Origin of the sequence: Vibrio sp. 16, from assembly GCF_963681195.1 — a bacterium.
Taxonomy (GTDB): Bacteria; Pseudomonadota; Gammaproteobacteria; order Enterobacterales; family Vibrionaceae; genus Vibrio; species Vibrio sinaloensis_D.
Genome location: NZ_OY808997.1, coordinates 944,637 through 965,260, shown reverse-complemented (window position 1 = coordinate 965,260; position 20,624 = coordinate 944,637). Strand labels below are relative to the sequence as shown.

The window sequence follows — 20,624 nt, the reverse complement described above, 5'->3', positions numbered from 1 at the left end:
GGGTAGTGGAAAAAGACGCATAAAAACAGTGATCTAAAAAGTAATTGATAAGAGACTTAGTGCACCATAGCCGGTATATAAACCATAAATTAACAGCATAACTGCGACTATGTGACGGAATATGACGGAATTTTGCAGCCTATGTAACACACTTGCACTGTGCCCAACAGCAAGCATAGCGGGGAGAGTGCCCAGTCCAAACATGAGCATCACAAGTGCACCGCTTGCAGCGCTACCGGAGACGGCAGACCATGTGAGAGTGGAGTAGACAAGCCCACATGGCAACCAACCCCAGATGAAGCCGAAAGGGAGTGCATGTATTGGACTTTTGAGCGGCAACAAAGATTTTCCTGCGGGAGAAATACGCTTCCACAGTAATTGGCCAAGTTTTTCAATATACAAAAGGCCATGCCACCAACGCCCTATGTAGCAGGCAAGCAGTACCATAAAGAGTGCCGCAAACAATCTTAACCAAGCTAGTGCGTCATTGAGTTGGCTGACTTGGGAGATGGACGAAACAGCACCTCCAACCAGCGCACCAATCACAGCGTAACTAGTTATACGGCCAAGATTGTAGAACAGAGGGGTGAGCTTGGAAGGCGCATTTTGGCCAATAGATAACATGGAGGCTATGCCCCCACACATCCCCATGCAGTGGCCGGCACCAACTAAACCAATAACAAAAGCGCCAATCCAATCAGGGGTCATCGAGGCTTCTTCTCGTTACTCTGCTTCTCGTCTTCATCGAACAGTATGTTGTGGCCTTGTCTTTCAAGGTCTTCAAACTGTTCACTTCGCACTGCCCACAAGAATACCGCGACAGCGACGCAGACCAGTACAATGGCGATCGGAATGAGGATATATATGCTTTCCATCTATTTACCTTGTTCTTTGAGCAAGCGAAGAGAGTTCGATACTACAATAATTGAGCTCGCAGACATACCGACAACTGCAAAATATGGAGCAACCAGTCCTGCCACAGCTAAAGGCAGAATCAGTAAGTTGTACCCTAGAGACCATGCCAGGTTTTCGCGGATGATTTTTCGTGTTTGCAGGGCAAGTTGGCGCGCTTCAAGAATACGTTCTAGATGATCGCCAAGGAGCACCATATCGGCAGACGCTTTTGCTACATCTGCACCGCCACCCATAGCTACAGACAGATGAGCTCCTGCTAATGTTGGGGCGTCGTTTATGCCATCACCAATCATCATGGTAATGTCTCGCTCATCTACCTGTTTGAGGTACTCCAGTTTGTCTTGCGGTTTCGCTCCGGCAATCACTGTTTCTATACCTATTTCTTTAGCGACGACATCTGCGTTGGCCTGAGAATCTCCTGTCAGTAAGGTGATTTTTATGCCTGATTTCTTAAATCGTTCAATAAAGGATTGAGCTTCCTTACGAATCGGGTCTTGGTAGCGGAAGGTGGCGATGTGGGCGCCATCAATAGAGAGGTAGACTGAATTAGGCTCAGCAAAAGCACTTTCACCAAGAATAAAACTGGCGCTGCCAATTTTTACTTGCTTGCCTTGATAGGTACCTTCGATACCCGAACCAATCACATTCTCGACATTATCAACAACCGTTTGTTTGTCACCGTAGCGCTTGAACGCTCGAGCAATTGGGTGATTTGCATGGGCTTCGAGTGCTGCTGCTATCGCGAGCGCTTTTGATTCAGTCACATCGGCGATGAGGTCAACTTTACTGATCACAATATCGCCGTGAGTCAGCGTCCCTGTTTTATCTACAATAAGGTGATTCACCTTACACAGTGTTTCAAAGACATGACTTTTACGCAGCAAGATACCGTAGTTACCCATTCTCGAGGTCGCACATGTAAGTGCTGTCGGCGTCGCTAAAGATAGAGCGCAAGGACAAGTTGCGACAAGCACAGAGAGCATGATCCAAAACGCATCATCGGGATTCGCTTGATGCCAGTAATACCAGGTTACTGCAGCAATCACCAAAATGATGGCAACAAAGTAACGTGCAACAATATCGGCAATTTCAGCAATCTTTGGCTTGGAGAGTTGCGCCTCATCCTGCAGGCGAACAATGTTAGAGATCATTGAATCAGCTTTTGAAGAGGTGACTTCCAGTTCGAAAGATTCTTCTCCGTTCAATGTACCCGCATATACATGATCATCAATCGTTTTTACAACGGGGACAGACTCTCCAGTCAACATTGATTCATCGATATGGACTCGTCCGGAAATAATCTTTCCATCTGCAGGTACGTGCTCTCCGGGTAGAACTCGAATTCGGTCTCCCAACTTAAGCGTTTTGACAGGAACTTGATCGCCATCTAACTTGGTTGCAATTGCAGGAATCAACTTTAGCAAGTTACCACTGGCGGCTGCCGCTTTTCTGCGCGCGCGCATTTCTAGGAAGCGTCCAACCAGCAAGAAAAACGCAAACATTGAAATTGATTCAAAGAAGACTTCGCCTTTCTCTGTAACTGTTGCCACCAAACTGGCGAAATAGGCAAAGATCATAGCGATCGACACGGGAACATCCATGCCCAATGTTCTGCTTCGAATGCTTCGCCAAGCATTGATATAAAAAGGTAGGGCAGAGTAGAGCATCACCGGAGTTGCAAAGATTAAGCTCACCCAGCGGAAGTAGTTTTTAAATTCGGGTTCAAGATCGCCAAACACTTCGAGGTAAAGTGCGACAGCAAGCATCATGACTTGCATGGTCGCAAGCCCAGCTATACCTAAACGATACAGGTACTGCTTCATTTGCTGATGATAAGCTGCCTCTTGCTTGTCGGCTTCAAAAGGCGCCGCTTTATATCCTAATTGGTGAATAGCAGACAACAGTTCACTAAGGCGAGTCTTGCTTTTATCCCAGGCAAGAATCGCACGGTTAGTCGTTGTATTAACGCGAATCGATAGGACACCTGATTTGTTAGAGACTTGTTTTTCAATTAACCACGCACAAGCAGCACAAGAAACGCCATCGAGTGACAGAGTGACTTCTGCTCTGTCATCGGCATTTCGGACAAACTCTGATTGGACATCTTCATTGTCGTAGTGGATAAGTGCTTGTAACTGCTCTGGTACTAGCTCCGCTTTTTCGGCTGGAGCCGTTCGATATTGGTAGTAGGAAACCAGGCCGCTATCAACGATCGTCTGCGCGACCGTCTCACAGCCAGGGCAACACATTTCTCTGATTTCACCAAGGATTTCTACTTTAAAATCCGTGTTGACTGGTACTTCTTCACCGCAGTGATAACAGGATTTACACATAGACACCGACTAGTTTTCTAAATAAACAGGGGTTGATGATGGGAAAGTGACACGACCTTGTACTAGCCATTTCTTATCGTGGCCAGTTAGCTCAATAAACCATGGACCTTGAAGTTCAGCGTCCAAGTTTAGTCGGTAGAATCCTTGTGCATCAGAGGTAAGAAGTTGTGAGAAGTCTCGATCTGGCAATGTTCGATGAGCAAACATCGCAGTAAGTGCTGGATAATGCTCTAGCTGACCTTTTTCAAATTGAATAATAACAGTGTTGCCTTCTGAGGACACTGAAGCACTTAAGCCGAGATCTTTGGCGACATTGATTTTAGAAATATCAATGTTGATGCCTTTTCCTTTTTTATAGTAATCCTCAGTGACCAATGACACAGAGTTCTGAGAAAAAACGATGACCGTGATGATCGTCCATACAACAACAGTGAGTGGCAGAATAATAAGAAACCACGGCCAAAACTGCTTATACCAAGGCTTTACCATAAAAAAGTTCTCAATTAATAAAATAGAATCAGGGATTTAACTCTAAAGGAAAGACAGCCCCTTTGCCATCGATAGAAAGTAAGGGGCTGTTATTGAAATGTAACTTATTGTTCCGAGTTGCTTAGACTCCAAACATAAGCTGAAACAAGCTGAACTTTGTCTTCACCTAGAATATCCTTCCAAGCTGGCATTACGCCTGAGCGACCGTTCATCACAGTTTCGGTTACGTCCGCACGTGAACCACCAAATAGCCAGTCTTGGTCAGTTAGGTCAGGAGCACCCACTGCTGGGTTACCTTTACCATCTGTACCATGACATGCTGCACACACAACGAAACGAGCTTTACCAGCCTCTGCTTCTCTTGCGTTAACAGAACGACCAGATAGGCTTAGTGTGTAGCTTACTACTTCTTTCACACCTTGCTCACCAAGTGCGTCTTTCCAAGCTGGCATTTGGCCAATGCGGCCCTGCATAACAGTCGTTACGATAGCTTGCGGTTCACCACCATATAGCCATGCATCGTCAGTTAGGTTAGGGAAGCCCTTAAGGCCGCGAGCATCAGAACCGTGACATTGAGAACAGTTTTGTAGGAACAGACGTTGACCTACTTTAACTGCTTCCGAGTCAGCTGCGATTTCTGGGATAGGACGAAGCTCGTCAGTACCGTTTACGTGCGCAAGCTTTTTAAACGCTTCACCGAAGTAGGCATCAGCATCATCAAGCTCTTTAGCGAACTGGTTAAGTTGCTTGTTGCTTTGCGCAGCAGCGATCGACGCCTTTGATTCTTCAACAGTGCGTACAGTTTGGTCTGAACTTGTCCAGCCTAGTACACCCTTGAAGCTACCTAAACCTGGATAAAGGGTTAGGTAGATTGCAGCAAAAATAAACGTACCAACGAAAAGGTAAGTCCACCACTTAGGTAGTGGGTTATTCAGTTCACGAATCCCATCGTATTCGTGCCCCATATCTGCACCTTCTTCAACGCCCATTTTATCTTTAAGGCACCAGAAAAGTAGTGCAGCACAGCCGACAAGTGTCCCGACTGTAATGATGATTATCCAAAGACTCCAAAATGTCGTCATTGCTTAGTCACTCCTTGTTCTTTTGAAGGCGCTTGCTCTTCATCAGCGAAAACAAGGTTTGCAGCTTCGTCAAATCGAGCTTTTCGACTCTTGCCGTAAGCCCACCAAACTACACCTAAAAAGCTAACGAATAGCACTATGGTCCAAATACTGTGAATAGTACCGATATCCATAACTACCTCCTTATTTACTTCATCGCGTGACCAAGAGACTGAAGATAAGCGATGATGGCATCCATCTCTGTCTTACCTTCTACTTCTTTAGACGCATTTGCGATCTGTTCATCAGTGTATGGAACACCAAATTGATCACGGAAAATAGTCAGTTTCTTCTGAGTGTCCTTACCATCAAGAACATTTTCCTCAAGCCATGGGAAACCTGGCATGTTTGACTCAGGAACCAACTCGCGTGGATCGATTAAGTGAACGCGGTGCCACTCATCAGAGTAACGACCACCTACGCGTGCTAGGTCTGGACCTGTACGCTTAGAACCCCATAAGAACGGGTGTTCGTATACACTTTCACCAGCAACAGAGTAGTGACCGTAACGCTCCGTTTCAGAACGGAATGGACGAATCATTTGGCTGTGACAAACGTTACAACCTTCACGGATGTAGACGTCACGACCTTCCATTTCAAGCGCTGTATAAGGACGTAGGTTCTCAACAGGCTCTGTGGTTTGTTTTTGGAAAATCAGCGGAGTGATTTCTACAAGAGCACCCAAACTGATTGCAAAAACGATAAGAATCGCTAGTAAACCGACATTGCGTTCTACAATTTCGTGGCGATTGTTAGAATTAGAACTCATTCTTTAATCTCCTTATGCCGGTTGTGGGATAGCTTTTAGGCTATCTTTAGGCGCTGTTACCGTCTTGTACGTGTTGTATGCCATTAGGAACATACCAGCTAGGAAGATGAAACCACCTAGGAAACGTACAAAGTAGAACGGGTAAGACGCTTGTACAGATTCGACAAAGCTGTACGTCAACGTACCGTCTGAGTTGACCGCACGCCACATTAGACCTTGCATTACACCAGAGATCCACATCGCAACGATGTAAAGAACGGTACCGATTGTTGCCAACCAGAAGTGCGTATTGATCATGCTAACAGAGTACATACGCTCTTGGCCGAACAAACGAGGGACTAAGTGGTATACCGAACCGATAGATACCATAGCAACCCAGCCTAATGCACCAGAGTGTACGTGGCCGATAGTCCAGTCGGTGTAGTGAGACAGCGCGTTAACTGTCTTGATAGACATCATTGGACCTTCAAACGTAGACATACCATAGAACGATAGAGAAACGATTAGGAAACGAAGGATTGGGTCATAACGCAACTTATGCCAAGCACCAGAAAGCGTCATAATACCGTTGATCATACCACCCCAAGACGGCGCGAATAGAACCAGTGACATCACCATACCTAGCGACTGAGTCCAATCTGGAAGCGCAGTGTAATGTAGGTGGTGAGGGCCAGCCCAAATGTATAGAGATACTAATGCCCAGAAGTGAACGATAGACAAACGGTATGAATAAACAGGACGTTCAGCTTGCTTAGGAACGAAGTAGTACATCATGCCTAGGAAACCAGCTGTCAGTAGGAAACCTACTGCGTTGTGTCCGTACCACCACTGAACCATCGCATCCACTGCACCAGAGTAGATCGAATACGATTTACCCATAGAGACAGGAATAGCCATGCTGTTCACGATATGAAGAACCGCGACAGTGATAATAAAGGCACCGAAGAACCAGTTTGCTACGTAGATGTGGGAGGTCTTACGAGTAATCAATGTTCCGAAGAACACGATAGCGTAAGAGACCCATACTACCGCAATGGCAATATCGATAGGCCATTCTAGTTCAGCGTACTCTTTACCTGAGGTAAAACCCAACGGTAAAGTAATCGCGGCTGCTAGGATGATTGCCTGCCAACCCCAGAAGGTGAAGGCGACAAGAGGGCCACCAAATAGACGAGTTTGACAGGTACGCTGTACAACGTAATAAGACGTTGCGAACAGGGCACTTGTACCAAACGCAAAAATAACCGCATTAGTATGCAGAGGACGTAAGCGACTGTACGTCAACCACGGCGTATCAAAGTTTAGCTGTGGCCAAACTAATTGAGCGGCAATCAAAACACCAACAGCCATACCGACAATACCCCACAAAATAGTAACCAGGGTAAATTGACGGACGACCGTATAGTTGTAGTTTTGTTCAAGCTGCTTTTCTTGGCTCATTTGCATGCTTCCAATTTCTAATTAACTACACTTTACTTCCAACACGACACATGTCGTAATGCCACCCAAATCATTAAGGAAATTCGCACCGATAACTTCGGTTAAATCTTCTTGCTGATTTTTAAAAAAAGTGGCATTTTCAGCCGCCAACTATACTGCATTTAACAATTCAATGACAGAGTAGTAACCTTACAGTCGGTCAGGTTTTGGCCTTTTATTTTAAAACTTTGAAGTTTGTTACACGGAGAACCCCACAGTATGGCTGCCGAAAAACTCACAAGAGGCCGTTTTGTTCAAATAATCATCATGTTAACCATACTTATTGCGGCGTTTATTTGGCGTACTGTTGACCATCAAAAAGTGATAAATGTAGCTTGTGGCATCGACGAAAAATGTACTTTTTTTGTAAATGACTTTCGTTTCTATGCGACTCTTTCAAAGCAAAATATAAAACTGGAAACGGACGAAAACGATTGGCGGGTGCGACTAATCGATAGCGACGAAATATTGCCAAGAAATGGAAACATATATCTCATCAATTTAAGTCCAGAAATTGATGAAATAACATTCCAACTATCTTTAAAAAATGCGAATATCGACCGTTACGTCAGTATTAAAAGTAGATAAATGGATTTTAAGACCCACATTACTCATCGGCTTAATGAGCAAGAGGCCATAGAGGAACTGAGCATCAAAATTTGCCGAACTAACTTAGTGAGCATAATTTGCTACTTCACACAAAATTATGGCGCTGAGAAACTCAGATTGGCTTTTAAACATTACTTTCCTCAAGTTTCAATCACTGGGTGTTCTACATGTAAAGGGTTGATGACAGAGCGGGGATTACACTTTGGCTCAGTCATTGGCGTAATAGCAATCTATGATTCTAATTCAACCGCCTATGGAAGCGGCGTAGTCTCTATTGAAGATACGTCGGTCATAGAAGAAGCAACAAGGGCAGCGATAGATGTGGCTCTCCGTAAAGCTGAGCGAGTGGGAGAAGTGCCCAGTTTCGCAATCATTCATAGCACGCCGGGCATTGAAGAAAAGCTAATCAGCGCATTTGATAATGTATTCAAAACGCCTATCCCTATTATCGGTGCTACGGCGGCAGACAACGCTATCAAGGGTCAATGGTCAATATTTAATGAAGACGAATCAACAAGCCAAGGCATTTCAATTCAGCTACTTTTCCCTTCCAAACCGCTCACCACAGGCTTCAGCGCGGGTTACTCGCCGACGAAGTACCAGGGCTTGATTACCAAGTGTCAAGACAGAGAAATCATAGAAATTGACCATATGCCTGCCCAAGAAAGGTATCGAGGCTGGATTTCAGAACATTCAGGTGAAGACATTCCCGAATGGTTTAAGTTTCAGGTTGTGACTCAATACCCGTTAGGAAGAATAGCAGGCACGTTATACAACCAACCTTACTTTAAGCTCTCACATCCGATAAATGTTACGGATGAACAAGGCATTCTCTTGTTTACCAACGTGAATCAAGGTGACATTGTCACACTTATGTCTGGTGATAGACAACAGTTAATCTCTCGACCTGCAAGAGTGATTCGAGAAGCAAGACGTCAGTCAGAGCTCAATACGCAACTTACGGGCGCTATTTGTGTGATTTGTGCCGGAGCAATGCTTCATTTAGAGGAAGATATGGGCAAGGTCTATGACAAAATAAAACACGAGATGGGTGATATTCCATTTATTTGTCCGTTCACGTTTGGTGAACAAGGCCGCTTTATCAATGGTGACAATGGTCATGGAAATCTAATGATTTCGGCAGCAACTTTTTACTCAGATTAGAACAAATTTATGAGTCTAAAATTACAAGAACAGCTACAAGAAGCGCTAATTGAACTAAAGCAGAGCCAAGTGCGAGAGGCAAAACTAGCCGAAGAGAACCGCGCTATTTTAGACGCAATATCAAGCATTACCGTCGCATCCGACAAGCAACAAATATTCACAGAACTCAAAAAAGTCTTATCACTCTATATCAACTTTTCTGACTTTTTGGTGTTGAGCAAACCAAGTAAAAACGAACACGCGTATCATACTTTACTTGCGTCGAGTTCGTGCTTTCAAAATCTAGCCTGGCAGGATCAAAGCCGCTTCAAACGCGCATTATCTGGTGAAAGCATCATTCTATACGAACCAAATAATGCGCAAGAGTTCAGCCATTTGGTCGGTAATACAGACTACGACATCAATTCCGCGTTGATAACTGGGGCACAGGGCACCATTACCGATTCCATCATCGTACTGTTGGGAGAAGAAGTAGGGCAGTTTACACTTGAATCGCGTGACACCCTGTCACGTTTTAGGCCATTACTGGAGCGTGCTCTTATAGATATCGAAAGAACTGAGCAGCTCCAACAGCTTGTTGACATTAAAACGCGCCAATTAAAATCGGCACAAGTTCGAGCAGAGCAAGCGAACCAAGCGAAATCACGCTTTCTTGCCATGATGAGTCATGAACTTAGAACGCCTCTCAGTGCAGTCCTAGGATATGTCGACGTTCTTTTGGCTGATTCAAAGTGCGATCATCAAATAGAAATCTTGGAAAAGATGGAATCATCAGCAGAGCTTTTGTTGGTGCTAATTAATGACATTTTGGAGTTGTCTAGAATAGAAAGTGGTGAGTTTCGAATCAAATGTCAGTGGGTAAATTTGAAAAACGAACTCGAGTTTATGCTAGAGCACTTTTACGCACTATCGGACGCTAAGGGTTTGAAATTAAATGTAAATCTTGATATTGATGCTCATCATTCTGTTTGGGTTGATCCGGCAAGAATCTTACAGATAGTTTTCAACTTGCTAGGCAATGCAATCAAGTTTACTCATGCTGGCCATGTATCTTTGCATGCAGAAGTCACTAGCCAAGAACTTATCATCGAAGTCGAAGATACTGGTATTGGTATTGATCCTTCTCGTATTGAGACAGTGTTTAACCAGTTTAAACAAGCAGATGACTCCATCACTAGGCGCTATGGTGGCAGTGGACTTGGCTTAACCATTTCAAAACACTTGGTCACTTTAATGAACGGAAGCATACGCGTTGAAAGTGAAAAAGGGAAAGGTTCTAGGTTTAAAATAAAATTACCTATATCAGTTAAATCTGGACATGAGTTGACGCAGCCGCGACTTTCAAAGAGCCAAGGAACAGGCCCATTGTCAGTGTTGGTAGTAGAAGATACAGAGACAAACCAAATGGTTTTAAAATTACTACTAGAGCGGCTCGGACACAAAGTAGCTATCGTCAACGATGGCAAAAAATCAGTCAAATACATCAAGGAGAACATGGGAGCTGTAGATCTGATTTTTATGGACGTCTCGATGCCTGTCATGGATGGACTTACCGCAACAAAAGAAATCCGAAAGTTTTGTAGACATACGCCCATTATTGCTTTGACAGCCCACGCGATGGAGCAAGATAAACAGGCATGTTTGAACTCGGGAATGAACGCGTTTGTCTCGAAGCCTATAAGAGGTAAAGAAATACAACGTTCAATAGAATCTGTTTTGGGGAGATCCTAATAAGCACGGACATTAATCTTGATTAATTGTTTGTGTTTATTAGGTATTTTATGGTAAATGCAGTTATGTTTAATCCTAGAGAAGAACAACGGGTGAGGCGTTTGTATTGAGAGTACATTAATCAATAAGACCTCCATTTAACATAATATACATAATGCGCACTTAACTTTGAGGATCTTAACCGATGCTAATTCCAATGAGTGACCGAGACATTAATCGTTTTAAAGTGCTGCAAGATGTTCGCGAACGCCGACTCCGTCAAGTTGACGCCGCCGACATACTTAATATAAGCACTCGACAAGTTCGACGTTTATTGAGTCAGCTAAACCAACATGGCGCATCTTCGTTGGCACATGGTGCACGTGGTCGTCCGAGTAACCGACGTTATCCTGATGCTTTTCGGGCTGAGGTTCTGAACATCATACGCGCTCAATATGCTGACTTTTCGCCAACGTTTGCTTGTGAGAAGCTTACCGAGCAACATGAGATTTACGTTGTTGTTTCGCAGCATTTCATCTGCTTTATTATAGCGACCATGCACGTTGGCTCTGCATGTTGATCATTAAAGGTAAACAAACAGCTAGCCTTTACCCAATACCGCTCGCTCGCGTTAACAAAACTTAGGCTAATCGGATAGCAGCCGTTTTTACAGAGTAAATAACCTTGTTGATACAGTTGTCTACAGTGAGCAAATATGATCTTAGTGACGGCGTCACATAGAGCTGTCATATTGTCTCGCAATGTCATAAGTCTTTATATGAATTTTGTTATGTTTTTGATTCGGTTATTTAATTTAGTGACCATGTTGTTTTATATCGTCTGTAAGTTGAAATTTAGTTATAGTGCCTTATGGTATATCCCCGATATACTCTGAGTGAACAAACACGTTTAACTATTTGCGTTAGATAAGCCAATTCGACCTGGATGTTTGGCCCGCAATTCATTGAGAGCACTTGGTGGCATTTGAACATGAGCAAACCAAAACGGTTTATGCTTTTCGACAAACGCATCACTTCGATCAAGCATATCAAAAATGGCATATGCTTGGCCTTGTGCAAGCGCTACACCAAACTCACTTCGCTCTAAGATTGGGCGTTCTTCAAGATCATCCAAGAGCGCATTTTTTAAGTGTACTGTATTTGGCCCCCACTCTATTTCCTCTATGACTTTTCGAGTAATCGCATTATCCAAATTAACTAATAGCTTGGGCAAAAGATTCAAATTAGGAGTAACCTCTGCGCAGGCGTAGTATTCGTCTCTTAGGTTGTTTTCACGGTAATAACGCATCTTCTCGACCAATGCATCCTCGAACAGTTGGGGAAACTGATTCACTACTGCGAAGTTCCCTATCGTTCTTAGAACCCCGAGCAAGACCCCCTGTTCCGGATTTTTAATTCCTGCCATATCCAAACGCATTCGCGTCACGTTTGCAGTTAAAATCATGTGTTGCCATAGTTTAGGAGCAATGTTTTTTGTTAACGGATTGTGCCAACGCAAAATAGGTTTCACCATTAAGATGGGCAAAAGTACTCGGCAATTTTCAGTACCTAAAGTGCCGATCGCTACTTGAGGCTCGTTAATTCCGCGAGCCATCTTGCCAATTCGGGCACAAAACTTGGGATCGTTAACCAACATCAGTAGATTGTTTCGTAACTGGTTATCATTAGTTGGGAGTACGGTTAGTTTGCTGTAACTGGCAGATGGAGAATAGGCAATGCTTGAGAAGTACGAAAAATCTGGAAAACGTCCAAAAAGTTTAATTGCCGGCATATTTAAGAGCGTATCGGTAATCAGTTGCTCCGCATGTTTCGTAACATCATCAACGACATTACCCAGGATTCGTTGCTTATCTTCAGCCGCTTGCCTTCTTTCCTGGACTCGCTCGCTTTCACACTCCAAGAGCAAACGTTGATTATTCGTGATACGTTCTTCTTCTTTTAAAATTACACTGTCACAAAACTCGCTTTGACGACTGAGTGTCGCGTCTACATCAGACTGATCAAGAATATATTTGAGACTAACTAACCACTTCGCATGACGCTCTCGCGTAAGGTGGTTAACTTTTTGGGCTATTGCTAACGCTTCGCTATTGTATTTCTTATTTGTTACTAACAAAGTGAGACTTCGGTTCAATAAACATATTAATAATCTAGCACACATTCTCTGTGTCTATTCATTCGTTTGCAACATGAATTCTCAAATATTTCTCTGGTGTACGGTATCTGAACTTTTCTCCCTTCTTGATGAGATGTTTGCTTACGTTGCAAATTTTAAAATCTCCATTCGTGTTCACCCTAGTGACAATCGCATGATATTTAGAGTGTTTGAATTCGATGAAGACATTGCAATACCCAGGCAGGCTATGGTTGGCTATTTTTTTTTCAATTCTGGCTTTAAGTTTTTTTGCAATGGCGTTCCATTCGGCATCATCTGCACAGTGTGCGTTAGTTGATAAAAGCAGACTTAATATTAGGATATTTGTTTTCATATATTCACCTCAGAAACGAGTCTACCAAGTGTCTGAGATGAATGTGGGGAGAAGGAAATGGACCTGAAGGGAAAATTCTTTTATGTGTAATTGATAGGTTTGTCACCCACGTTTTTTTGTACCCTTACTTTTAAATCCTTGATGCGGAAATACATTGCGGATTCTTTGCTGCACTTTTTTAGGGATGTCCTTGCTGAAAACCAGTTTGGTTCCCGTTCGAAGTTGATACACCTTAAGCTCACCAGTAAAAGGATCACGCTCAGCAATATCAACAACGTTGTGCTTAAACGTTGGAGGGAAATGCCCCTTTTCGGTTACGATCTTCCCGTTTGAAAACTTCACCTTCAACACAGGTCTGTCGACTGCAACTAGCCAAAAAACAACCACTGCAGCAATCAAAATGACATACAGCATCCCTACTACTCCTTAATCTAATAACTTCGACAAATCTTCTTTAAGGCTACTCACCGTTTTACTGGCTTTCTCGCTTCTTGAAGCCTCTGACAGCAAGTATTCAATTGCGTCGGACAACGTGCATCCTAGCTCGTTTGCTCGATAGGACAGTTTTTCCCAAACCCGATAGTCTAGGTCGATCGATTTTTTCTTGGTGTGAATCTGTTCAGCGTTGAAGTGTCTTTTACGCTTCGCTCGAATGGCTTGTTTGAGTTTGTTATCTAACTCAAGTGACATGTGGTTTTCAATCCACTCTAAAACTTGAGTTGGCTCATGCTCGATATTGCGAAGCTCATTGATAGCGGCTTCAGCTTCACTTGAATCAATGTGTCGAGTGATGGCTTCACCAGCCTTCCATTTGTTGATTAAATAGGTCCACTTCCATCCACATTCTAGATTTTCAAGCTGTTGATATTTCATGAGTAACAATGTTCCATTGAGTTTCTAGTGACAGCGTAACTGCATTAAGCGTTCGTTACAATCCCCATTGTAATCGAAAAGCGATCCAGATCATCAGATTAAATTACCAGTATCTCATCATTGGCTTTTTCTATATAATTTCGCGCATTTAGAGATTAATGAACCAATTTGATGAAGCAAGAAAGCTGGCGTTCAGTAACGCCTCAGTACTCCCAATATGACGGAATTCTAAAGCGATTTAATGAACTGGATCTTGTCAGATTTATCGACATTCAACCCCGACTCAAACAATCTATAGACACCTTTTCTAGAGTCAACGGCTATACGCGCGCACTCATCATTAACTCGATTGACAATGCTTTCTACCGACACTTGGTAAAAGAAGCGATAGAGCAACATACACAAAATGATTGTGTTCATGTGACTGAATCACTCACAGCAGACTCTTTACTTGGTTCTTACTCATGCGACGACGACGGACAAATTACCGTTCGCCATAAGGGGCTACTTGATCGAGCAGATGGCGGGTTTCTCGTCATACCTGTTAACTTAATTCTAGCAAACCCCGCGAGTTGGCAAGCACTCAAAACCGTTCTTTTAGGGCAACCTATCTCGCCGCTGAATGCAAATCCACGCAAGGTTGCCACCCTAGTCCCAAGCCAAACCTATGATGTAAAAGTAGTCATTGTCGGCGACCGACATCAAATCTCTGATCTTGAGTATTTAGATGACGAGCTATACAGCGGCCTAGCCATGTATACCGAAATCGAAAACGAGATAGCTTTTGGTGAAGAGTCATGTGCAAAGCTGTTGGGCTTCATTCGATGGATTCTTAGTACCTATCAACTTCCTACGCTGACATTTGGCGCGTTGCATCGACTTTTGGTCGCAGGAGCTCGATATACCGAAGATCAGGAGTATATGCCTATCGAAATACTTTGGTATCTCGCTCTTTTCCAAGAGTCTTTGCTTTCGTCGTCAGGTAATGTCCTTGATGAAAATGACATCTCAAACGCTGTAAACAACAAGTACCATCGTGAGGCTTATCTTCCTGAACGCGCTCTTGCTGACATCACCGACGGGCAAGTTATCATAGAGACACAAGGCGAATGCGTTGGTCAAGTTAACGGGTTGACCGTCATCGATGTGCCTGGCCACCCGATGTCATATGGAGAGCCCGCTCGAATCTCTTGTGTTATCCATTTTGGTGACGGTGATATATCAGACGTTGAACGCAAAGCGGAGCTTGGCGGTAATCTACACGCGAAAGGTATGATGATTATGCAAGCCTTCGTCAGTAGCGCACTGCAGTTAGAGGAGCCGCTACCCTATTCTGCGTCAGTGGTGTTTGAACAATCTTACAGTGAAGTCGATGGTGACAGTGCAACTCTCGCCGAATTATGCACATTTGTCAGTGCTTTGTCTGAGATCCCAATTAATCAACAAATTGCAGTCACCGGCGCGGTAGACCAATTTGGACGAGTGCAAGCTGTAGGCGGCTTGAATGAAAAAATCGAAGGCTTCTATCACGTATGTAAACATCAAGGATTGACCGGCGAGCAAGGTGTGATTCTTCCAAAATCTAACCTAAAGCATCTTGCACTGAATCAGGATGTAGTCGATAGCATTAAACAGGATCAGTTTCACATCTGGTCTGTATCAACGGTCGATGAAGCTATCCCTCTCATCATGGGCAAACCTTTCCGCGGTGATGATGAAGAAAGTGTCATCAACAAAATCGCGCAACGAATTGAAAACTTTGAAAAACACGAACACCCACAAGGAATTGTGGAACGCTTCAAAAACTGGTTTAGATAATGTAAATATTCATTAGATTCAGACTGGTTGGAGTTGTTTAGCGTACACGTGTTCACTAAGATGCGGCTATCAAATATTGGAGTCATTGATAATGCAAAACAAACGTGAATCATATAACCGTGAAGATCTTCTAGCGTCGAGCCAAGGCGAGCTTTTTGGCCCTGGATATCCTCAACTGCCTGCACCAAACATGCTGATGATGGACCGCATCACCAAGATGTCTGAGACTGAAGGTGATTTTGGTAAAGGTCTTATCCTTGCGGAGTTAGATATCACACCTGACCTGTGGTTCTTTGATTGCCACTTCCCTGGCGACCCTGTAATGCCAGGTTGTTTAGGACTGGATGCAATGTGGCAGCTTGTTGGCTTCTTCCTTGGCTGGGTTGGCGGCAAAGGTAAAGGTCGAGCTCTAGGTGTTGGCGAAGTTAAGTTTACGGGCCAAATCCTACCGACAGCGAAAAAAGTGACTTATGAAATTCACATGAAACGCGTTGTTAACCGCAAGCTAGTTATGGGTTTAGCTGACGGTCGTGTTCTTGTGGACGGTAAAGAAATCTACGTAGCAAAAGATTTAAAAGTTGGTCTTTTCCAAGATACATCTGCGTTCTAACGCTATCCTTTTTAAGACGACTCTTCGGAGTCGTTTTTTATTCCCTAACAATTTAGTTATAGTGCGTTACACTACTATTTATTGTGCGCTAATAACGGTTAAAGCCCCTTTCGGGGCTTTATTCCTATATGTATGTGGATTTGAGTCGTTATTTGTAGAGACCAGATTGTTTATCTTCTCTGGCATCGCGCCAACCACCAAGCCAATAGGATCGAGCATCCATCTGTTGGTATGGACATGCGTCCATAGAACGGCCATTTAAGCCTGCCTTATAACCTTGAGATTGCGCTCTTTCCATGCGGTCACGCTTTTGTCTCTTCATAGTGTCGTCCTCATACAAGAAAGTGTTTTCTAACGTACTACTATTAAACTAATGTGGAGCTTTTGTGACTCCACAATTAAGAATCGATCAAAACAGAGCCTTTCTCAAGGTATAAAAAAAGCACAGATCCAAAAATGTGAACCTGTGCCCTAGATTAAAAAATCACCTATTTTCTACGGAACCCTATCAGGCCAAGTACTGTCAGAGCAAAAAGGCCAAATCCAGCACCTTGTCGCTCAACCTTAGTCGTTTCGCGAGGACGCGATTGAATATCGCTAGAAGTCTTACCATTCATCGGGACCAACTTAACCGCTACGATTGAAGCGCCTGCTTTACAACTTGCATCAATAGCAGAACTATCAAAACCACCAGCACAATAGTAGGCAGTACCGGCAATAACACCAGCATCATTGATATCAGTCGCATCGATCACACGATAAGCATTATTGCTACTTAACCCATAGGTAAGATCGTCAAGATACCAGGCTTTATTGCCTAATGGAGCTTTCGCGTCTGTAGACGAAAGTGGTGCGATGAACGCTCGCTTAGCTCTCGGCTTACCACCGTTTGATTCCTGGTGGCGTTCAAAGTCAACCTGTCCAACTGCTTCACTGTTGTTGTTGATTGCGCCAGCAATGCCATTGGCACTAGTAAAGAAGATGTCACCAGGAAAATCTGCACCACCAAGTGAAGACTTCGTCACGTCAGGTACATAGAACAAACGATTCGCGTAGGCACCGTCAATTGGCTCACGGTATTTTACCGTGCCAATCGCAACACCTTTGTCGTTGACTGACGTTAACAAGGAATTAAGGTATTTATTGTCGTCGTTGTATGTACCGACGTAGGTTTTGTTTACCGTGGTTCCATCGATCTTAAACACCGCAGCAAGAGGAATCTCGTCACTGTTGGAATCATAACCAACCGCGTAAACCCCTACCGGGTTATTGCTATCATCTTTAACTTCAGCGACGTCTCTTGCACTGCCTTGAGGGATTGAGCGGCTGCTAATGCTACCACCAGATGCTATCAAAGTTTGCGTAGCACCACTGCTGGTCCAAATAGCCGCTTGAGAGCGGAAATCGTTAGCGTTACTCGTCTCGAAAGAAACACTACCTACATATAGGTCTTGGCCTTCCAATTTAGAGAAGACTTTACTTTGAACACCACTATCAACAATAGTGACGTCAGCAAAAGACTGCGTTCGCGCTTTAAGACTGTCACCATAGTAAGTACCGATGGCTTCGTTATTCGCTGGATCAACAATTTGATTAATAATTACGTTGTCACGTGCACTTTCAATCGCTGTATCTTCAATATAAGCATACGAGTTGTTCAACGATCCTTCTGTCGCATACCCCGCAGAATACTGTCTACTCGCCCAACGTTTACATAGCTCTTTAGAGTAATCTAAAAAGTTATCACAGTACTTACGAAAGCCATCGTAGCCATCTTCAAGATAGTCATAACCGTTTTCGAGCAAAAATGGCGCTTCGTTACGGTAGTTGAAACCTTCTGGGTTTTGTTTTTCTTCAATCGCTATTTTCAGATCAACTGTGTGATCGAGTGCTGATACGTCGTTACAGTCGGTATCTACCCAGCAGTTCTCCGTTGAACTTTGAATCGCTGCACCAAATGTTTCACCGCCATTCGCAGGTTGATAAGCATGGATCTGATAGATAGCGGCACTTGCGCTAAAAGATGCGGCAACCGTTGCCGCAACCATTGAAATTTTAAAAATCTTACTACTCATTAGACGTTAACTTTCCTGTTGCATTGCTTCGAGCTCTTCCCAGCGCTCAAAAGCAACTTCAAGCTCCTGCTCGGTGGCAGCAAGCTTATCTAAAATGGGTTGTGTCTGCTCTACTGATTTTGAGAAAAACTCAGGATTGTTCACCTGCTCTTGCAAACTTTCAATCTCGGCTTCTAACTCTTCAAGCTTGGCTGGTAGCGCCTCTAACTCTCGCTGCAGTTTATAAGATAATTTCTTAGGCTTATTCTTAACAGGTGCAGTTTTGGGAGTTTCCTCAAGCTGTTTTTCATTTTTCGTTGGTTTTTCAACCGTACGTTGACTGTGCGCTTGAGCTCGTTGTTGCTGAGCGTCATGGTAGCCGCCGACAAACTCTTCGATAACGCCTTCACCTTCAAAGATCCAGCTCGTGGTTACCGTGTTATCAACAAATTGACGATCGTGGCTGACTAAAAGAAGCGTACCCTGATAATTGGCAAGCAAATCTTCTAAAAGTTCCAACGTTTCGATGTCTAAATCGTTGGTTGGTTCATCGAGCACCAATAAGTTGTTCGCACGGAGGAATATGCGCGCAAGAAGTAATCGGTTCTTCTCTCCTCCGGACAGCGCTTTAACTGGTGTACGCGCTCGTTTGGGCGCAAACAAAAAGTCTTGCAGGTAGCTCAAGGCATGTCTCTGGCGCCCACCGACCATCACTTCTTGCTTGCCATCAGCCAGGTTGTCGATCACAGATTTCTCTGGATCAAGCACTTCGCGATACTGATCAAAGTAGGCAACTTCCAGTTTGGTACCACAGTGTAAACGGCCGCTTTGCGGTTCAAGTTCGTTAAGCAGTAGTTTCAGCAGCGTACTCTTACCGCAACCATTCGGACCGATAAGTGCGATCCGATCGCCGCGCATGATGTTGAAAGAGAAATCTTTGACAATACTCTTTCCTTCAATGGAGTAATTGATGTTTTGCGCTTCAAACACAATCTTGCCTGAACGAGATGCATCATCGATTTGGATATTCGCTTTACCTTGGACTTCGCGTCTGTCTGAACGCTCTTCACGGAGCTTTTTGAGCGCGCGAACTCGGCCTTCGTTGCGTGTACGACGCGCTTTAATCCCTTGGCGAATCCACACCTCTTCCTGAGCCAGTTTTTTATCAAACTCTGCGTTTTGCATCTCTTCGACGCGTAGCATCTCCTCTTTTTCAACCAAGTAGTTCTCATAATCACCAGGAAAAGAAGAGAGCTTACCGCGATCTAAGTCAACAATGCGTGTCGCCATCGATTTAATGAATGCACGGTCATGGGAGATAAAAATGATCGAGCCGCGGAAGTCTTTCAGGAAGTTCTCCAACCACTCGATAGTCGTGACGTCTAGGTGGTTAGTTGGTTCGTCAAGTAGCAGAACATCCGGATCGCATACCAACGCACGCGCTAACGCAGCCTTACGCTGCCAGCCGCCAGAAAGGTCGGTCAATTTGGTGTGCCCGTCGAGCTTAAGGGCCGTAAGGACGTTTTTAATGCGATCTTCAAAACGCCAAGCGCCTGAGTGCTCGAGCTGCTCTTGAATTCGAGCTAGCTTGTTTATGTTTTGCTCTGAAGGGTCGATGGCAATCAGATCAAGCTGATCTTGATAGATCTTAAGCTGCTCACCGACTTCGGCTAATCCACCAGCAACGTATTCAAGGACGGTTCCCTCTTGATTTCGGGGCGGATCCTGTTCGAGACGAGAGACAATGACATCTTGCGTAACGGTCAGTTTACCATCATCAAGTAATACATCGCCTGCTAGGACTTTCATCAGCGTGGATTTACCCGCGCCATTGCGACCAACTAAACAGACTCGTTCATTTTCTTGTAATGCAAAATCTGCATGGTCAAGTAGAGGGTGATCACCGTAAGCCAGCAATCCATTATTGATGGTAAGTAATGCCATTTTTATCTAACCAAAGTTTCAATTCTTGTAAGTCGAAAGGCCAGTTAAGCTCGGTATCGTTGTAATTGAGCACTGGAATAGTGACGCCGTAACGAGAAAACAGCTCATCGTCAAAGGCAATATCGATGATGCGGATGTGCTCTGCAATACCTGCTTGCTGACACAATTGAAAAGCCATCTCACAGAGATGGCACCCTTCTGTACTATATAAAGTGATCACGAAACCA

The 20,624-nt window shown here is 44.0% G+C and carries 22 protein-coding genes; 6 read left to right on the top strand and 16 right to left on the bottom strand.

What is annotated here, in order from left to right; translation table 11 throughout:
- Positions 1–33: 33 nt before the first annotated feature.
- The 8 genes from U9J37_RS04235 to ccoN all read right to left on the bottom strand — a co-directional run bounded on the left by U9J37_RS04235 (position 34) and on the right by ccoN (position 7,067).
- Complete coding sequence (locus tag U9J37_RS04235; RefSeq protein WP_005476577.1) at positions 34–708, bottom strand: sulfite exporter TauE/SafE family protein; 675 nt, start codon at positions 706–708, stop codon at positions 34–36.
- The gene (gene ccoS / locus U9J37_RS04230; RefSeq protein WP_043887497.1) at positions 705–875 is read right to left on the bottom strand and encodes a cbb3-type cytochrome oxidase assembly protein CcoS; all 171 of its coding nucleotides are present in this window, start codon (positions 873–875) and stop codon (positions 705–707) included. Before ccoS ends, U9J37_RS04235 begins: the two co-directional genes overlap by 4 nt.
- A complete protein-coding gene (locus tag U9J37_RS04225; RefSeq protein WP_005476579.1) occupies positions 876–3,248 on the bottom strand; it encodes a heavy metal translocating P-type ATPase in 2,373 nt (790 codons plus the stop codon).
- Between the two features lie 9 nt (positions 3,249–3,257).
- On the bottom strand, positions 3,258–3,737 hold the full coding sequence (locus U9J37_RS04220; RefSeq protein WP_005476564.1) for a FixH family protein: 480 nt from the start codon (positions 3,735–3,737) through the stop codon (positions 3,258–3,260).
- Positions 3,738–3,841: 104 nt separating this feature from the next.
- A complete protein-coding gene (gene ccoP / locus U9J37_RS04215) occupies positions 3,842–4,819 on the bottom strand; it encodes a cytochrome-c oxidase, cbb3-type subunit III (protein ID WP_038134664.1) in 978 nt (325 codons plus the stop codon).
- Positions 4,816–4,992: a CcoQ/FixQ family Cbb3-type cytochrome c oxidase assembly chaperone gene (locus U9J37_RS04210; RefSeq protein ID WP_005476581.1), complete on the bottom strand. Its 177-nt coding sequence runs from the start codon at positions 4,990–4,992 to the stop codon at positions 4,816–4,818. Before U9J37_RS04210 ends, ccoP begins: the two co-directional genes overlap by 4 nt.
- 14 nt (positions 4,993–5,006) lie before the next feature.
- Positions 5,007–5,627, bottom strand: a complete 621-nt coding sequence (gene ccoO / locus U9J37_RS04205) for a cytochrome-c oxidase, cbb3-type subunit II (protein ID WP_005476573.1) — start codon at positions 5,625–5,627, stop codon at positions 5,007–5,009.
- Between the two features lie 12 nt (positions 5,628–5,639).
- Entirely contained in the window at positions 5,640–7,067 is a 1,428-nt protein-coding gene (gene ccoN, locus U9J37_RS04200; protein ID WP_038134667.1) for a cytochrome-c oxidase, cbb3-type subunit I, read from the bottom strand.
- Between the two features lie 258 nt (positions 7,068–7,325).
- On the opposite strand from ccoN, the gene U9J37_RS04195 reads away from it, so the two are divergent.
- The 4 genes from U9J37_RS04195 to U9J37_RS04180 all read left to right on the top strand — a co-directional run bounded on the left by U9J37_RS04195 (position 7,326) and on the right by U9J37_RS04180 (position 11,169).
- The gene (locus U9J37_RS04195) at positions 7,326–7,694 is read left to right on the top strand and encodes a hypothetical protein (RefSeq protein WP_043887499.1); all 369 of its coding nucleotides are present in this window, start codon (positions 7,326–7,328) and stop codon (positions 7,692–7,694) included.
- Positions 7,695–8,879, top strand: a complete 1,185-nt coding sequence (locus tag U9J37_RS04190; RefSeq protein WP_083794694.1) for an FIST signal transduction protein — start codon at positions 7,695–7,697, stop codon at positions 8,877–8,879.
- A gap of 9 nt (positions 8,880–8,888) precedes the next feature.
- Positions 8,889–10,610 carry an ATP-binding protein gene (locus U9J37_RS04185; RefSeq protein WP_005476554.1) on the top strand — a complete coding sequence of 574 codons (1,722 nt, stop codon included), beginning with the start codon at positions 8,889–8,891 and terminating at the stop codon, positions 10,608–10,610.
- A 184-nt stretch (positions 10,611–10,794) separates the two neighbouring features.
- On the top strand, positions 10,795–11,169 hold the full coding sequence (locus tag U9J37_RS04180) for a helix-turn-helix domain-containing protein (protein WP_005476580.1): 375 nt from the start codon (positions 10,795–10,797) through the stop codon (positions 11,167–11,169).
- 329 nt (positions 11,170–11,498) lie between these two features.
- Here the strand turns inward: U9J37_RS04180 and U9J37_RS04175 are convergent, their stop codons facing one another.
- The 4 genes from U9J37_RS04175 to matP form a co-directional block, all read right to left on the bottom strand.
- The gene (locus tag U9J37_RS04175) at positions 11,499–12,725 is read right to left on the bottom strand and encodes an HDOD domain-containing protein (protein WP_005476574.1); all 1,227 of its coding nucleotides are present in this window, start codon (positions 12,723–12,725) and stop codon (positions 11,499–11,501) included.
- Positions 12,726–12,783: 58 nt separating this feature from the next.
- The gene (locus U9J37_RS04170; RefSeq protein WP_043887503.1) at positions 12,784–13,098 is read right to left on the bottom strand and encodes a hypothetical protein; all 315 of its coding nucleotides are present in this window, start codon (positions 13,096–13,098) and stop codon (positions 12,784–12,786) included.
- Between the two features lie 102 nt (positions 13,099–13,200).
- Positions 13,201–13,512, bottom strand: a complete 312-nt coding sequence (locus U9J37_RS04165; RefSeq protein WP_005476572.1) for a DUF3634 family protein — start codon at positions 13,510–13,512, stop codon at positions 13,201–13,203.
- 12 nt (positions 13,513–13,524) lie between these two features.
- Positions 13,525–13,971, bottom strand: coding sequence for a macrodomain Ter protein MatP (matP, locus tag U9J37_RS04160; protein WP_038141497.1), 447 nt, complete (start codon positions 13,969–13,971; stop codon positions 13,525–13,527).
- A 171-nt stretch (positions 13,972–14,142) separates the two neighbouring features.
- Between matP and U9J37_RS04155 the strand changes: the two genes are divergently transcribed.
- The gene (locus U9J37_RS04155; protein ID WP_322413908.1) at positions 14,143–15,789 is read left to right on the top strand and encodes an AAA family ATPase; all 1,647 of its coding nucleotides are present in this window, start codon (positions 14,143–14,145) and stop codon (positions 15,787–15,789) included.
- 91 nt (positions 15,790–15,880) lie between these two features.
- Positions 15,881–16,399, top strand: a complete 519-nt coding sequence (gene fabA / locus U9J37_RS04150; RefSeq protein WP_038141483.1) for a bifunctional 3-hydroxydecanoyl-ACP dehydratase/trans-2-decenoyl-ACP isomerase — start codon at positions 15,881–15,883, stop codon at positions 16,397–16,399.
- A gap of 148 nt (positions 16,400–16,547) precedes the next feature.
- Here fabA and rmf read toward each other — a convergent pair whose 3' ends face one another.
- From rmf to U9J37_RS04130, 4 genes are all read right to left on the bottom strand, one after another.
- Positions 16,548–16,721, bottom strand: a complete 174-nt coding sequence (rmf, locus tag U9J37_RS04145) for a ribosome modulation factor (RefSeq protein ID WP_008078149.1) — start codon at positions 16,719–16,721, stop codon at positions 16,548–16,550.
- A gap of 166 nt (positions 16,722–16,887) precedes the next feature.
- A complete protein-coding gene (locus tag U9J37_RS04140; RefSeq protein WP_005476524.1) occupies positions 16,888–18,474 on the bottom strand; it encodes a DUF3466 family protein in 1,587 nt (528 codons plus the stop codon).
- Between the two features lie 6 nt (positions 18,475–18,480).
- Positions 18,481–20,397: an ABC transporter ATP-binding protein gene (locus U9J37_RS04135; RefSeq protein ID WP_005476534.1), complete on the bottom strand. Its 1,917-nt coding sequence runs from the start codon at positions 20,395–20,397 to the stop codon at positions 18,481–18,483.
- On the bottom strand, positions 20,375–20,617 hold the full coding sequence (locus tag U9J37_RS04130) for a glutaredoxin family protein (RefSeq protein ID WP_072036472.1): 243 nt from the start codon (positions 20,615–20,617) through the stop codon (positions 20,375–20,377). Before U9J37_RS04130 ends, U9J37_RS04135 begins: the two co-directional genes overlap by 23 nt.
- Between the last annotated feature and the right edge of the window lie 7 nt (positions 20,618–20,624).

Excerpts from the sequence above, each read along its gene's own strand:
- U9J37_RS04170 (WP_043887503.1), bottom strand. The coding sequence starts at position 13,098 with ATGAAAACAAATATCCTAATATTAAGTCTGCTTTTATCAACTAACGCA.
- ccoS (WP_043887497.1), bottom strand. The coding sequence starts at position 875 with ATGGAAAGCATATATATCCTCATTCCGATCGCCATTGTACTGGTCTGC.
- U9J37_RS04180 (WP_005476580.1), top strand. The coding sequence starts at position 10,795 with ATGCTAATTCCAATGAGTGACCGAGACATTAATCGTTTTAAAGTGCTG.
- ccoO (WP_005476573.1), bottom strand. The coding sequence starts at position 5,627 with ATGAGTTCTAATTCTAACAATCGCCACGAAATTGTAGAACGCAATGTC.
- U9J37_RS04225 (WP_005476579.1), bottom strand. The coding sequence starts at position 3,248 with ATGTGTAAATCCTGTTATCACTGCGGTGAAGAAGTACCAGTCAACACG.
- rmf (WP_008078149.1), bottom strand. The coding sequence starts at position 16,721 with ATGAAGAGACAAAAGCGTGACCGCATGGAAAGAGCGCAATCTCAAGGT.
- U9J37_RS04210 (WP_005476581.1), bottom strand. The coding sequence starts at position 4,992 with ATGGATATCGGTACTATTCACAGTATTTGGACCATAGTGCTATTCGTT.
- U9J37_RS04140 (WP_005476524.1), bottom strand. The coding sequence starts at position 18,474 with ATGAGTAGTAAGATTTTTAAAATTTCAATGGTTGCGGCAACGGTTGCC.
- matP (WP_038141497.1), bottom strand. The coding sequence starts at position 13,971 with ATGAAATATCAACAGCTTGAAAATCTAGAATGTGGATGGAAGTGGACC.
- U9J37_RS04155 (WP_322413908.1), top strand. The coding sequence starts at position 14,143 with ATGAAGCAAGAAAGCTGGCGTTCAGTAACGCCTCAGTACTCCCAATAT.
- U9J37_RS04185 (WP_005476554.1), top strand. The coding sequence starts at position 8,889 with ATGAGTCTAAAATTACAAGAACAGCTACAAGAAGCGCTAATTGAACTA.
- U9J37_RS04190 (WP_083794694.1), top strand. The coding sequence starts at position 7,695 with ATGGATTTTAAGACCCACATTACTCATCGGCTTAATGAGCAAGAGGCC.
- U9J37_RS04135 (WP_005476534.1), bottom strand. The coding sequence starts at position 20,397 with ATGGCATTACTTACCATCAATAATGGATTGCTGGCTTACGGTGATCAC.
- U9J37_RS04220 (WP_005476564.1), bottom strand. The coding sequence starts at position 3,737 with ATGGTAAAGCCTTGGTATAAGCAGTTTTGGCCGTGGTTTCTTATTATT.
- ccoN (WP_038134667.1), bottom strand. The coding sequence starts at position 7,067 with ATGAGCCAAGAAAAGCAGCTTGAACAAAACTACAACTATACGGTCGTC.
- ccoP (WP_038134664.1), bottom strand. The coding sequence starts at position 4,819 with ATGACGACATTTTGGAGTCTTTGGATAATCATCATTACAGTCGGGACA.
- U9J37_RS04165 (WP_005476572.1), bottom strand. The coding sequence starts at position 13,512 with ATGCTGTATGTCATTTTGATTGCTGCAGTGGTTGTTTTTTGGCTAGTT.
- fabA (WP_038141483.1), top strand. The coding sequence starts at position 15,881 with ATGCAAAACAAACGTGAATCATATAACCGTGAAGATCTTCTAGCGTCG.
- U9J37_RS04235 (WP_005476577.1), bottom strand. The coding sequence starts at position 708 with ATGACCCCTGATTGGATTGGCGCTTTTGTTATTGGTTTAGTTGGTGCC.
- U9J37_RS04195 (WP_043887499.1), top strand. The coding sequence starts at position 7,326 with ATGGCTGCCGAAAAACTCACAAGAGGCCGTTTTGTTCAAATAATCATC.